Source organism: Paenibacillus sp. PAMC 26794, assembly GCF_000316035.1.
Taxonomy (GTDB): Bacteria; Bacillota; Bacilli; order Paenibacillales; family Paenibacillaceae; genus Paenibacillus.
In genome coordinates this window covers 80,555-95,314 of the sequence record NZ_ANHX01000016.1, presented here as the reverse complement: position 1 = coordinate 95,314, position 14,760 = coordinate 80,555, and the positions used below count along the sequence as shown (strand labels likewise).

The following is a 14,760-nucleotide window of genomic DNA, read 5'->3' as shown; positions in this document are numbered from 1 at the left end:
TACGTTTAAGAAATTTGTTTAACTATTTATCAATCATTTTATATTAATACGAATCAAAAGCGTGAACCGACAATTCCCAACTACATAGGAGGTAAGAACATGAGCACATATCAAGATCAATTAATCGCACAATACACGTTCGAAGATACCGTTCAGATCGGGAAAGACAGCTCCGGTAAGGGACATGATGGAATAGCCAAAGGTGAGATTCTACCTGTGATATCCGAGTTGAAAGGAAGATCGGCGGTGACTTTCAACGGGGGAGCGAATGGAATTTCTTATCTGCAATTACCCTCGAATCTGCTTCGGGATGTAAGCGATAACACGGGAGTTACGATTGCCACTTGGGTGTTTCTGGGCAAGGGATCTAATGTGTGGGAACGCATTTTTGACTTTGGCAAAGGGGAGAAGGGACCGTATTTATTTCTGACACGTCAGCTTCTGGGTACGTTATATGCCGGCGATAATCTGGTTGTCCACCCAAGTCGAGGAGTTGCAAGTGGAGAATGGCTGCATATTGCACTCTCCGTGGCAGGCAGCCAAGGGGGAACGTTGAGCAGTGCGGGTCCGATTGTATATGTGAACGGGGAGAGGGCCGCAGACGGTTCGATCAGTCAGACGTCGAGCGGCAATTATGCCAAATTGCGCGAATGGTTTGATACGTTCACCGATTCTGAGAATTATAGCCAGAATTATATTGCACGTTCCCAGTATGCAGCGGATGTAGATTTTGCAGGTTCGTTATCCGACTTTCGGATCTATGGGGCAGCGCTCACCATGGATGAAGTCATTGAAGTGATGTGTGAGTCACTGACAGATGAAGCGATTGTGAAGCTTGCGGCGGACAAGTACCTGTCCTTCCCCAACCGAATCATCACCAAGGATGTATCATTACCTGCAGACTTGCTGGGTGGTAAAGTGTCTGTTGAATGGAGTTCCAGTGCTCCAGAAGTTCTGTCTGAGAACGGAGAGGTTCAGGCAATCACATTGGCACAGGAGGTTACGCTCCGTGCGCTTTTGAACAGAGGTGATCGTAAGCTGAGCCAAAGCTTTGACGTGTCTGTTGTGCCAGCACATGTCGCTCCTTATACCGTCACCATCCATGGTGATCAGAAGGTGGCTGACATCAGTGAAGTCATGTATGGGCTTTTTTACGAGGATATTAACAACGCGGCAGATGGCGGAATCTATGCAGAGCTTGTTCAGAATCGATCATTTGAATCTTTTACATTTGATACGTACTCGCATGACTCTGGAGAATGTGGTTGTTCGACAGGTAGAGATCGTGAACCTTTGTTTGCCTGGTCTGGCGATACGGAGAAGATGCTTGTAAAGCATACGGATGGACTAAACGTTCACTTTAACGTGGAAGACCCTGAAGTAAATGCATATTATGTAACGGTTCAGGATGGGGCAACGATTCGGAATCGTGGATTCTCAGACTCCAACCAGCATTGTGCCATGTCCATCAAGCAGGGTGAATCATATGACTTTACCGTATGGGCAAAAGCAGAATTGGCAGGAACGATCACTGTTCAATTGCAGGATGGAAGTGACACTTCCATCAGTGATTCGGTAACGCTGCATGTTGAAGGCGGGAACACATGGAAGAAATACGACTTATCTCTGACCGGAACGGAGACTGTACTTGGTCAACTGGCACTTACGTTTGCAGGTGACATCTCCATCGATATGGTATCCTTAGTACCTCAGAATGTATGGGGCGCTGATCTGACAGAAGAGGGAATATCAGCTACAGCACATGCCAACTACACAGGTAACCCGAACTATCGATTGAGAAAAGATCTAATCCAGGCACTCGCAGATCTGCATCCGAAGTTCTTGCGTTTTCCGGGAGGATGTATCTCAGAGGGATCTTTTATCTGGGACAACGTATATGACTGGAAGGATTCTGTGGGTCCGGTTGAGCTCCGCAAAGAGAATTATAATGTCTGGGGTTACATGATGACGATGGGCCTCGGTTATATGGAGTACTTCCAACTGGCGGAAGATCTGAATGCCGCTCCAGTTCCAGTCATGGCTTGCGGTGTGTTGTGTCAGGCACGCTCGGATTATGCTCACCCTGCTGGTGGCGCTCTGCGAGATTATTATATCCGCAACTTCACAGATCTGATTGACTTTGCGCTCAGTACAGACTTTGAACACAACGAATGGGCCGCGGTACGAAGCCAGATGGGACATCCTGAACCGTTTGATCTTCGTTATCTGGGCGTAGGCAATGAGAACTGGGGCACTGAATTTTTTGCCAACTTCGAAGTATTCAAACGTTCGATAGATGACTACATGAAACGGAACTATCCTGATCATGAGCTGCACATGATCTCGACGGTTGGTGCTCAGGCAGATGATGATGCGTACCAGGAAGGATGGAAATTCCTTAGTGGGAACCTCACCGGATCAGCTCAAGTTGCTTTTGCAGATGGCACAGAGGTAATTGAAGAGACCGTAACTTGGTATGAGAATCAGGACAATTACATGGACACCATTGCAGATGAGCACTACTACCGATCCAATGAATATTTGCTGAATAACGGGGATCGGTACAACTACTATGAACGGGCGTATCATGAAGATGGAAGTATCGATTGGAAAGAAACATCCAAAGTATTTGTAGGAGAATATGCTTCCACGGACAAAAACACGCTGGCAGGTGCGGTCGCAGAAGCTGCGATCATGACTGGATTTGAAAATAATGCAGACGTTGTTCGTTTGGCTGCCTATGCGCCATTGTTCAACAAAGTACTAACGGACGGTACTTACCGCTGGACGCCAGACTGCATCTGGTTTGATGATGAAACGGTATGGTATACACCGAATTATTATGTACAGAAGCTTTTTGCAAAATATGTAGGGGATCAGGTGCTTGAGACTTCATTCTCCACCTATAGCAAAGGCAAACCGCTGAATCTGATTCCGCGTGGTGGCATCGAGATTGCAACAGGTCATGCAGATATCGTAGTGAAACGAGTTACGGTGACGTCCAATGTGGATGGCACCATACTGCTAGATGAAGATTTCAGGGAACGTACAGAGCCTAGTGAGGCATGGAGACAGATTCCCGGATCGGAAGGATATGCGTTAACCGCAGGGAAAGGGCTCATTTTGAAGGCACAATCAAGTGGCTTGAATGGATTGTACCTGCTGAATGACGAATGGACCAACTACAAAGTTCACGTTGAGGCTGAAAGAATTTCAGGTGAGGATGGTTTTTACATCGGCGTGGGACTGACGGATATCTCGCCCGAGAACAAGGATGTCATTGAGTACGCTATCAGTTACGGGGGAAAAGCCACAGGAGTAAAGGTATATAAACAAGGGATTGAGGGTTACACATTGGGCGACTATTCATCCAGTTCGGCAGCAGGTAACCTGAGAGCGGCCAACTATGAACCACTCGAGAATGGGACCAATTATACGATCACCGTTAACTATGGTGGGGATACAGGAAAAAATCTGATTTGTTCCTATACAGACGGATGTAATACCAGCAAGGTTCTGGATTACAAGCTGGAAGCTTACAACCGGGAAGTATTCCACTCTGTTACGAAAGATGAACGTCATGTGTATGTGAAACTGGTCAATGCAGATGGTGTAGATAAATCAACCCGGATTTGCCTTCAGGATCTGAAGGTTGATGCTTCAGCCAAACTGATCACGCTTACTGGAGAAGATCATTTGGTACATGTTCCGAATGTGAATCAGAAGAATGATGAGAAAGTAGTTCCCCAAGAACAGGAGATAAAGCTGAATGGTGAATCAGCGATAGTATGTTTGCCCGCTCATTCGGTAAATGTTCTTATTATGACTCTTCTGTAAGAAAAATATATAAATAATGCCTCTTTAAGCAGACGTCTGTCGTTTGCTTAAAGGGGCGTTTTGCTAGGGAACTTGGTTCGGAAATAAAAAGAAATCACTGTTCCGCAACAGGATTCACATGTCCTTAGTCCGTATGTTAACCAATGAGGACATGATCCTCTGCATAACCGATTTTGGATGTACGTTTCTTCTGCGCCAATGCAAAAGCCAGAGTTAGTGGTCCCAATCGTCCTGCAAACATCGTAATAGAGACTATAATTTTTCCGCCAACACTCAACTCACTTGTCAGACCCATCGAGAGTCCTGTGGTGCTAAATGCTGAAGTGGCTTCAAACAGAACATCCAGAAAATGATTTTCAAGAATGCCTTCGGATATGGATAACAAAATGGAGATTCCAAGTACAAAGGCAAGGGCGCTTAAGACAACAGCGAGTGCGCGCATCACTGTTTCTTCTGCAATTTTACGCTCAAAAGCATGGATTTGCCCACCGCCCCGAAATGTTTGAATGGTCGCAAGAACAAGCACCACAAAAGTATTGATTTTAATTCCTCCGCCTGTTCCGCCGGAAGAAGCCCCAATGAACATCAGGATAATAATGAAAAATTGGGATGTGGCCAACATACTACCAATGTCAATGGTATTGAATCCGGAGCTTCGAGGGGCAGTACCCTGAAATAGAGAAGCCCATATGCGTTCACCGAAAGATAAATCAGCGAACGTAGAAGGATTCCAGCTCTCGATTAAGAAGATAGTGATGAATCCGAACAAGTATAGAGAAAAACTGCCGATTAATACTATCTTTGAATGCAAGGAGAGCTTTCTCCATGAACGCTTGCGGAATATATCCACAACCACAATGTAACCCAAGCCGCCAATGACAAAAAGTGTAATGACCGTGAGATTAACGACCGGATCGCCAATAAATGGAGTAAGGCTGTCAGTCCAAAGGGAGAAACCCGCATTATTGAAGGCGGAGATGGAATGGAACATGGCATAATAAATAGCTTGTCCCCATCCCAAATCGTTCTGCCAGCGCAGTGTAAGAACCACTGTAGCCAGAGCTTCAAAAGCAAAGGCTATAAGCACAATATACATGGATAGCTTAACCAGACCTTGAGCAGAGGATGTATTGGTGGCTTGTTGAATAAGGAGCCTCTGTTTCAAGCCAATCCGTTTCCCCAGAATAATGGCTACCATTACCCCTAGTGTCATGAACCCCAACCCGCCAACCTGAATCAAAATCATGATGATGATCTGTCCAAATGTAGAAAAGACTGTCCCTGTATCCAGAACAATCAGCCCGTTTACACATATAGCAGAGGTTGCTGTGAACAGGGCATCAAGTAAACCTATGGATGTTCCGGTACTAGAAGATAGCGGCAGTGCAAGCAATATGGCCCCGATCCAGATGAGAGCGAAGAAAATGATCATGATAAGCTGAGGAGGGCTCATATTATTTTTTAACTTGTTCACAATTGATTCAATGTTCGTTAGGGCCGAAGTTTTCATTACACGTTTATTTCTTTGGCTCATAATAACTCTCCAGATTCCGAATGTCATCGTTACTGCCTATTAACAGGAGCATATCTCCCGCACGGACTATGTCTTCTGCCATGGGTGAGATATTTAAGTTATTCCCCGTTTTGATGGCGATAACGGTACATCCATATTCAGCCCGAATGTTGAGTTCCAGAAGTGTCTTCTGATTCATACTTACGGGAGCTTTGATCTCCACCAAATTATAATCCGAAGATAATTCAATGGAATCAATAATGTTATCTGAGCTAAGCTGATTCCCCAGCCTCGTAGCCATATCACGTTCTGGGTAAACAATTTGATCAGCACCAATTTTGCTAAGCACACTGCCGTGGTTATCATTTTTAGCCTTAGCTGTTACCTTGGGAACATTAAGTTCTTTCAATAACAGAGTGGTCAGTATACTTGCTTGCAGATCTTCGCCGATTGCGACAATGGCATGAGAGAAGTTACTTGCTCCAAGCTCGAGAAGGACCGATTTGTCAGTGCAATCTGCTTGTACCGCATGAGTTGCCACCGTTGAAATCTCCTGAACAAGAGCTTCACTCTTGTCTACAGCGAGCACTTCATGTCCATTTTTAATGAGTGTGTGTGTCAAGCTTGAACCGAATCGTCCAAGACCAAGTACCATAAACTGTTTTTTCATAATATCCCTCATTGTAATCAAAATAAATAATGGTTTCCTCTATATCTTAATAGGTAAATATTACATTACGTATACAGGATTGTAAGGTTTCATATCGTAGTTAGCAAACCTTGGTCCAAAAGTCTATGTCTATGCATATCTCCAAAAGAGTTCATTCTAATGGCTTAAGAATAGAATTGCAACTAATTCGTTTTTTTCTGGGATCTCCTGTTGAACGATTTAAGGTGGGCAACAAATCGCTAAATTGTATAAATAAAGACTAAACTGTTTAATTCAAAAAAAATGAAAAATGGTGCACTCCTATAAGGAGAGGCACCATTTTTTGGGGTCTGATTATCTGCGTTTTAATAACAGAACTCCACTGATTGCTGACGTTTTATGGCGGTATACCACTTTGAATCCAATATCATTGTCCAGCAAACAGTTCAATGCATTAATCAATAATGCACCAGGAACCAACGTGAATGTACACGGAGCTGTGTTGCCAATCACACGCACACACTGGATTCTGCGCGCAGAACCAGGGACGAGGGGATTTCTTGACCAATAGATTAATACCAGATCCGGTTGCGGAACAGCATTTAAACGAGCCATACTTATCATCTCTTTTCTATTAGATTCTTTATAGTAAATGACAAGGTGATGTAGAAGGTGCTAGACAAAAGACCTCATGATCAATAAATAAATGGGATTAATCACCTGCCCAATCCATATCGAAAGCCTATGGAATTCACGTCAAAGCATGGGTATAACAGGTACTCATAAATGCACCTTTAATCCCATACATATAATCCTGGAGGTGATTGGGATGAGCAAGGAACCTGTGGACGAGAACAAAAAGATTGAGCAGCGAAATGCGTTTCTTCGGGATAATAACGGCAAAGAGATGTCTTCCAACGAAGGGGTTAAAATATCGGATGACAGCAACTCGCTAAAAGCGGGGGATCGCGGACCCACGCTGCTTGAAGATTTTCTGATGCGTGAGAAACTGTCTCACTTTGACCGGGAACGCATCCCGGAGAGAGTCGTGCATGCCCGGGGATATGGAGCTTACGGTGAATTTGAGTTATATGAATCACTGGAAGAGTTAACAATGGCTCATTTTCTTCAAAATCCAGGTGTGAAAACACCGCTGTTTGTTCGTTTTTCCGAAGTTGCCGGTTCAAAAGGGGTTAACGAGACGAATCGGGATGTACGCGGGTTCGCCGTGAAGTTTTATACTGAGGAAGGCAATTTTGATTTGGTAGGCAACAATATACCTGTTTTTTTCATTCAAGACGGAGTTAAGTTCCCGGATCTGATTCATGCAGTAAAGCCGGAACCTAACAATGAAATTCCACAGGGCTCTACTGCACACGACACCTTCTGGGATTTCATTGCGAATAACCAGGAGTCGGCTGCTATGGTCATGTGGATTATGTCGGATCGCACGATACCGCGGAGTTTTCGAATGATGCAGGGATTTGGAGTACATACCTTCCGCCTCGTGAACAAAGAAGGCAAATCCAGGTTCGTGAAATTTCATTGGAGGCCCGTACTTGGCATGCATTCTTTTGTGTGGGATGAAGCGCAAAAGCTGGGAGGTGCAGATCCGGACTTTCATCGCAGGGATCTGTGGGAGAACATCCATGCAGGCAACTTTGCGGAGTACGAACTCGGAATACAGGTTTTGGAGGAAGCGGATGAATTCAAGTATGATTTTGATATTTTGGACGCAACGAAATTATGGCCTGAAGAAGACATTCCGGTCCGAATCATCGGTAAAATGACGATTAACCGCAATGTCGAAAATGTATTTGCGGAAACAGAACAGGTTGCTTTCCATCCAGGGAACATCGTACGTGGCATTGACTTTAGCAATGATCCATTGCTTCAAGGGCGCCTATTTTCGTACACGGATACGCAATTGGCTAGGGTGGGCACGAATTATCAGGAACTGCCGATTAATCGTCCGGTATGCCCTGTACATAACAACCAGAGAGATGGCGCTTCCCGCTATATCATTGATCAGGGGAGAGTCGCCTATCATGAAAATTCGCTTGCTAATAACTCACCTTATACTGTGCCAGGTACAAAAGGGGGGTTCGTGACATACCCTTCTGCGGTACAAGGTCTTAAGGAGCGAAAAACCGCACCCAGCTTTCTGGATCATTTCTCACAGGCACGTTTATTCTGGAACAGCATGACAGGCTTGGAGAGAAGCCATATCATTCAGGCATTCACGTTTGAACTTGGGAAGGTAAAGGATGTCTCCATCCGTCAGCAGGTTGTGAATATGCTGGGTCATATCAGCACAGAGCTGGCGACCATTCTTGCCGTTGAACTCGGAGTCAATGTACCTAACGTCCCTGAATCTCCAGTGACGAAGTCATCTCCTGCGCTCAGCATGGCGAATACGGTGTTTTCTCCCAAGACATTGCGTGTCGGAGTGATTGTTGGGGAAGGATTCGATGGTCCCAGCACACAATACATTTTGGAAGAGCTTAAGGGAGCAGGACTTCAACCGGTCATTGTTCATGAAAGACAGGGTGCCGTGCGTGGAACGGGCAATGTGGAGCTTGAGGTGGACGATAGCTTTCTAACCGGCTCGCCCTTGGTATATGATGGCCTGTTCGTTGTTGGAGGACAGAAGCAAAATGATTATTTTCAAAAATACGCCCGATCCTATGCCATAGAAACGTACAATCATTTCAAACCGATCGGTGCTACACCGACGGGAGCAGCAGTGATCCAGCCTGTCGGCATTATAGGCAAACCTGGCGTCATTGTGGAGCAGCAGCCTGCGGCGTTTGCAGAGCAATTCATTCAAGCAATGACCCAGCAGCGCTTTTGGGATCGGACATAGCCAGATGGGATCAACTGGACATGGGAAGTTCATGCGTCTAAACTGTATAGAAAGAACCAACCAAGAAGGGACGCGTCAATCCAAACCATGTTGCAGAAATTCGGGTTTACACAATATGAAAGTCAGGTATATGAGGCTGTATTCGCGCAGGATGAACCGCTTGATGCCACATCGATTGTAAATTACTCCAACGTCCCCAAAGCCAAAATCTATGAAGTACTTAATCGGCTGATCGACAAAGGAACAGTGCTGACAACGATGGATGGCAAGAAAAAACTATATATGGCTGTGGATCTTCAGTCTATTATTCACAAGATCAAGGCTGATTTTGAGAAAGATATTGAGGAATTGAAGAGTTACAAAATCAAACGTACATTCACCGATGAACATATCTGGACGTTAAAAGATGAGTCGTCCATCGCATCGAATATCGAACAGCTTATCGAGGAAGCAGATTCATCGATTCTTTTTCTGGCCTGGAATGAGCGAATGGAGAAATATCGTGAACTGCTGGAGCAGAAGGAAAAGCAGGGCGTGTACGTTGAAGTGCTTGCCGTTGGGGGAATGGAGACATCCTTAAACCGGATATACTCGTTGATTCCATTGCTTGATGCACCGGAACCTTCACAGCTGCTTATTGTGGATCATGCATATCTGCTGTTTGCCGGTGTGGAGCACGATTCATGGCGAGCGATCAAGACGATGTCCAAACCGATTGTCAAAGCGATGACTGATTATTTCTACCATGATGTTGCCCTTACTCAAATAACCAAAAAATACGGTGACCAACTGTTACAGGATGCTGAAATCGAGAAACTGCTCACCAGATTGATCTATTAAAACTATTCTCTCGGAGAATAGTTTTTTTGTTATATCTTTGTTTGAAAAAAATCATGAAAATAACTATTGAAACTTCCATTCTTATGGGTTACTATCGTAGTTGTAACTTTTGAGGAGGATTCAAAAATGAATAAGAAAGTATATGTGCTTGCTATCGCAGCATTTGTGGTCGGAACCGTTGAACTGATCTTGGGCGGCATTCTGGACCTGATTGCTACGGATCTTCATCTTTCCCTGGCGAAGGCCGGGTATTTAATCTCTATTTTCTCACTTGTCTATGCGTTGTCTGCACCGATTTTATTAAATATGACGGCCAGATTCGAGCGTAAAAAAGTATATATGTGTACGCTATTTGTATTTCTAATCAGTAATCTGATCTCTGCGTTCAGTACCAGCTTTTATATGCTAATGGCGGGTAGAGCACTCGGAGCCGCAACAGGTTCACTTATTTTTGTGCTCTCCCTGACCCTTGCAGCTCGCATTGTGGAACCACAGTATAAAGGACGCGCCGTGGGGATCATTACGATGGGAGGTAGTGCATCACTTATCCTGGGTGTACCTCTTGGAATCTTTGTAGGCAACTTGGCAGGCTGGCGTGAGGTGTTCATGTTGATCGCTGTTCTGACTGCAGTGGTTATGGTAGCGATCTGGATCGCGATGGATCGTGTGCAGCCTATTCCTGCTGTATCCCTGAAAAAACAGCTTACGGCTCTGTGGAATCCGAAAATGTTGGCAATCCATGCTACGACGTTGCTTGTTCTGGCGGGTCACTTGACGTTATATGCGTATTTCACACCATTTCTGCAAGAGACGCTGGGAGCAAGCTCAACGATGGTTACCTTTATCTATATGATGTTTGGGATCGCCGCTGTTGCAGGGGGAGGCATCGGGGGCATGTTATCCGATCGTCTGCATCCCGCTAAAGCCATTGTCATTGTGCTGATTCCCTTTATCGTGAGTATGGCTGTCATTCCGTTCAGTGTTCAATTGCCTTTGATTGCCTTCTTGATATTATTAAGCATCTGGAGTGCACTGAGCTGGACCGTTACGCCTGTACAGAATAGTCTCATTATCAAAACTTCGCCGGAAACAGCTGAAACGCTAATCAGCACCAATTCAGGTATTGCCCATGCAGGTATTGCACTGGGTACCTATATCGGTGGCATGGTGATTGATCATTCATCGATTCTGAACACTGGATGGGTTGGATCTGTTCTGATTTTGCTTGGTTTGATCTCTGCCATCTATGCGATTAGCATCAAGGAAAAAACCGTTCAGGCGGTTGCTTAGAATAAATATGTACAAAATATTGAACCTCTGCATTCCCATAGATAATGGGGTGTAGAGGTTTTTTTGCTATTTCGCTAGAGTACGCGTTAGTAGAATGAACCATTTTCATATCGAGTAAGACTTGCTTTATTCATCGTGATCTATATAATTAAAAGAGTTTTAAAAAGTTTTTTTAGAGAGATAGAGCTTTAACTTATTTATAGACAGCAGATGGGAAGTGCTAGGAAATGATGACTGAAAAAGAGAAATCCCAATTAGGGCTCTTATATAATGCCAATTATGATCAAGAGTTAATTGAAGAGCGTTTGTATGCCAAAGGACTTTGTTACGATTATAACCAGCTCCATCCAGCCAAGATTAATGAAAGAGAAGCGTTAATTAAGAAACTGCTCGGGAAAACGACCGATCGTTTCCTGATTGAACAGCCATTTGTATGTGATTACGGCTATAATATTGAAATTGGTGAAAACTTCTATAGCAATCATAATATTGTCATGCTGGATGGAGGCAAAATCAGTTTTGGAGATAACGTTTTTGTTGCTCCCAATTGCGGATTTTATACTGCAGGCCACCCTTATGATGTTGAGCAGCGCAATGAAGGTCTGGAGATCGTTGGACCCATCACGGTGGGCAATAATGTGTGGATCGGTGGCGGTGTGACAGTTCTTGCCGGTGTGACGATTGGAGATAATACGATCATCGGCGCAGGGAGCGTAGTGACCAAGAGTATACCGTCTGGTGTGATTGCTGCGGGTAATCCTTGCAGGGTCATTCGCAAGATAACGGAAGAAGACAAAACAAAGTACAGCAGAGATGTAGTGAAGAACATATAGTAAAGAACATGATCGTAGCCAATGAGAATGCCCGATGTGCATCATCGGGTATTTCTTTTTGAAAATAAAAATAAAATCCCCCAGACAGAAAACATGCTAGGTATCGTATGACCGACACTTTTTCATGTGATATGTCTGGGGGATAGAAGAATGTATCTGTTACATTTGTTTAAAAAAACTTAACGCTGCAAACTTTTCCCGTTACTGCTGATCACTTCTTTGTACCAATGGAAGGATTTCTTGCGGTAACGTTCGAGTGTTCCTGATCCATCGTCATGACGATCAACATAGATATAACCATAACGTTTTTTCAACTGGGCAGAAGACGCACTGACCACATCAATACAACCCCATGATGTATAACCCATAATTTCAACGCCATCTTCAATGGCTTCGCCAACCTGAACCAGATGATCATTCAGATACTGGATTCGGTAATCGTCTTCGACTGTTTTCTCGCCATCAGCACCCGTGATCAACTCATCGACAGCACCAAGACCATTTTCTACAATAAACAGTGGTTTTTGATAACGGTCATAGAACATGTTAAGCACATAACGCAATCCTTGCGGGTCAATCTGCCATCCCCATTCACTTGCTGGCAGATAAGGGTTAGGTACACCCCCAAGCAGGTTACCTTCACCTGCGACTTGTTTCTCCGGATCTGCCGTCTGACAGATACTCATGTAATAACTGAAAGAGATAAAGTCTACCGTATTCAGCAGCATTTCCTCGTCGCCAGCTTCCATCTGAATCTCGATTCCATTTTCCCGGAAGTAACGTTTCATATAACCAGGATAGCGACCTCTTACGTGTACATCACCGAAGAAATAGTTGCTGTGTTCGAATTCCATGACTTTAATCATATCGTCTGGATTTGGTGTCAGTGGGTAGGTAGGCATGCTGAGCATCATACAACCAATCTGTGCTGTAGGGATAATCTCATGACAGAGCTTCACAGCGGAAGCACTTGCTACAAACTCATGATGGATCGCCTGATACAGATCTTGCTTGCAAAGCTTTTCCTTCGGCGTGTAGATACCACCGCTCATGAATGGTGCTTCGAGAATGGAATTGATTTCGTTAAAAGTAAGCCAGTATTTTACCTTATTCTTATAACGTTTAAATACGGCAGTTACATAACGCTCATAGAATCCAACCATTTTCCGGTTAACCCAGCCGTCGTACTCTTTGGACAGGTGAAGAGGTGTCTCATAGTGGGATAGCGTAACCAGTGGTTCGATCCCGTATTTGTGACACTCGTCAAACAGATCGTCGTAGAATTGCAGACCTTCTTCATTTGGTTCCAGCTCGTCCCCTTTCGGGAAAATCCGGGACCAGGCGATGGAAGTACGGAATACCTTGAAGCCCATCTCGGCAAACAGTTTTACATCTTCCTTGTAGCGATGATACAGATCGATACCGATCAGTTTCATGTTATCCTCAGTAGGTTCTTCTGTAATTGGACCCATGATGCCTTTGGGAGCTACATCCTGAGTAGATAATCCTTTGCCGCCTTGATTGTATGCACCTTCAGCCTGATTGGCTGCAATTGCGCCACCCCACAGGAAATTTTCCGGGAATTGATAGGTGTGATTACTCATGTGTATCGCTCCATTCATCAAATTGATTTTAAGATGGTTCATGTATGACATAAGAAAAGCTTAAACGTTGTAACGGGTTACACGTCAAGTTTTACTTTTGACCCAGATCTGAGGCATACTATTATTTTATAGTTCGTTAGCAAGAAGGGAGTCTCCGATGTCCAAGTTTGATGAAATTATGAAGCGGTCCGGTTACTCAAAAGCTACTGTGTCACGCGTGATTAATCATTCTCCGCATGTTAGTGATGAAGCAAGGCAGATCATAACTGATATTATGAAACAGTTGAACTATATTCCCAATCGGAATGCGGTATCTTTATCTACAGGGCAAACAAAGCAGATCGGAATTGTGACCTCTACCACAGGTGAGATCATTCTTACATTCATGAATCAATTCATTGATACAGCCATGGATTTTGGGTTTCAGACGATTATCTATACATCCCGTGGAGATCCGCAGATTGAATTGCAGGCATTTGAAGATCTGCGCAGTAAACGAGTCGATGGGCTAGTTATTATTGCTTGTGTCAATGATCCTAGGGAATTAAAGGCTTATATGGAGTATGGGCCCATTGTCTCCTGGCAGAGAATGGGGAATGACGAGATTCCGTCTGTCGCTATGGATCAGGCAGAAGGGTATAAGTTAGCTCTGGAGCATCTGGTATCAAGAGGATACACTCGAATTGCAAATGCATTTGGCAGGGCTGAAAGTTTGAATACTCAGAGCCGCCGTAAAGCCTATGAATCTTTCATGAAGAGCAGAGGTATGCAGGTGTGGACTGAAGCGTATCAATATTCCGTATTTAGCTCCTCCGATGGGGAAGAAGCGATGCGAAGAATGGCTGAGGGGCCAGAACTTCCACAGGCCGTATTATGTTCGAATGATTATGCAGCGATCGGCATTCTGAGTGAAGCACGCAGACGGAATATTCAGGTACCGGAACAACTCGCCATTGTGGGGTTTGATGATATCGAGCTTTCCCGTGTACTCGGAATCACGACCATACACAATCCGATTGCGGAGCAAGCCACCCAGGCTTTCCATCAATTGTGGGCCGTATTGGGTAAAACAGAGTTGCAGACAGAGCAGCTGACATACCAGCTGATTGAGCGTGAGACGACTTGAATCCGTAAGACCTGATGTTGGAATTGGTTTTATGGATTCAATAATTATTCAAATTTGAAGCATCATCAAATCGGAGTCATACGTTATACTGAATATGAGCTTCAGAACGACATATCTGTACGGAGATGTGGCGTGAGGTGTTTGTATCATGTTACAAGTTACATATTTCACAAACGATCTGCGGGAAAGGTGAGAATGGACT

10 protein-coding genes are annotated in these 14,760 nt (G+C 44.4%); 6 read left to right on the top strand and 4 right to left on the bottom strand.

Going from position 1 to position 14,760, the window contains the following annotated elements:
- The first annotated feature begins 99 nt into the window (after positions 1-99).
- The gene (locus D829_RS0109705; protein ID WP_017688689.1) at positions 100-3,837 is read left to right on the top strand and encodes an alpha-L-arabinofuranosidase C-terminal domain-containing protein; all 3,738 of its coding nucleotides are present in this window, start codon (positions 100-102) and stop codon (positions 3,835-3,837) included.
- Between the two features lie 136 nt (positions 3,838-3,973).
- Here the strand turns inward: D829_RS0109705 and D829_RS0109700 are convergent, their stop codons facing one another.
- The 3 genes from D829_RS0109700 to D829_RS0109690 form a co-directional block, all read right to left on the bottom strand.
- Entirely contained in the window at positions 3,974-5,371 is a 1,398-nt protein-coding gene (locus tag D829_RS0109700) for a TrkH family potassium uptake protein (RefSeq protein ID WP_017688688.1), read from the bottom strand.
- A complete protein-coding gene (locus D829_RS0109695) occupies positions 5,355-6,020 on the bottom strand; it encodes a TrkA family potassium uptake protein (protein ID WP_017688687.1) in 666 nt (221 codons plus the stop codon). The genes D829_RS0109700 and D829_RS0109695 overlap by 17 nt, the downstream gene beginning before the upstream one ends.
- Positions 6,021-6,353: 333 nt before the next feature.
- Positions 6,354-6,614, bottom strand: a complete 261-nt coding sequence (locus D829_RS0109690; RefSeq protein ID WP_017688686.1) for a hypothetical protein — start codon at positions 6,612-6,614, stop codon at positions 6,354-6,356.
- 229 nt (positions 6,615-6,843) lie between these two features.
- On the opposite strand from D829_RS0109690, the gene D829_RS0109685 reads away from it, so the two are divergent.
- The 4 genes from D829_RS0109685 (at position 6,844) to D829_RS0109670 (ending at position 11,828) form a co-directional block, all read left to right on the top strand.
- A complete protein-coding gene (locus tag D829_RS0109685) occupies positions 6,844-8,865 on the top strand; it encodes a catalase (RefSeq protein ID WP_026081097.1) in 2,022 nt (673 codons plus the stop codon).
- 87 nt (positions 8,866-8,952) lie between these two features.
- Positions 8,953-9,705: a helix-turn-helix domain-containing protein gene (locus D829_RS0109680; protein ID WP_017688684.1), complete on the top strand. Its 753-nt coding sequence runs from the start codon at positions 8,953-8,955 to the stop codon at positions 9,703-9,705.
- Positions 9,706-9,831: 126 nt separating this feature from the next.
- Positions 9,832-10,995: an MFS transporter gene (locus D829_RS0109675; protein WP_017688683.1), complete on the top strand. Its 1,164-nt coding sequence runs from the start codon at positions 9,832-9,834 to the stop codon at positions 10,993-10,995.
- 230 nt (positions 10,996-11,225) lie between these two features.
- A complete protein-coding gene (locus tag D829_RS0109670) occupies positions 11,226-11,828 on the top strand; it encodes a sugar O-acetyltransferase (protein ID WP_085981446.1) in 603 nt (200 codons plus the stop codon).
- Positions 11,829-12,007: 179 nt separating this feature from the next.
- On the opposite strand, the gene D829_RS0109665 is transcribed toward D829_RS0109670, so the two are convergent.
- On the bottom strand, positions 12,008-13,432 hold the full coding sequence (locus D829_RS0109665; protein WP_017688681.1) for a glycoside hydrolase family 1 protein: 1,425 nt from the start codon (positions 13,430-13,432) through the stop codon (positions 12,008-12,010).
- Positions 13,433-13,589: 157 nt separating this feature from the next.
- Here D829_RS0109665 and D829_RS0109660 point away from each other — a divergent pair, with 157 nt between their 5' ends.
- On the top strand, positions 13,590-14,558 hold the full coding sequence (locus D829_RS0109660) for a LacI family DNA-binding transcriptional regulator (RefSeq protein ID WP_017688680.1): 969 nt from the start codon (positions 13,590-13,592) through the stop codon (positions 14,556-14,558).
- Positions 14,559-14,760 lie beyond the last annotated feature (202 nt).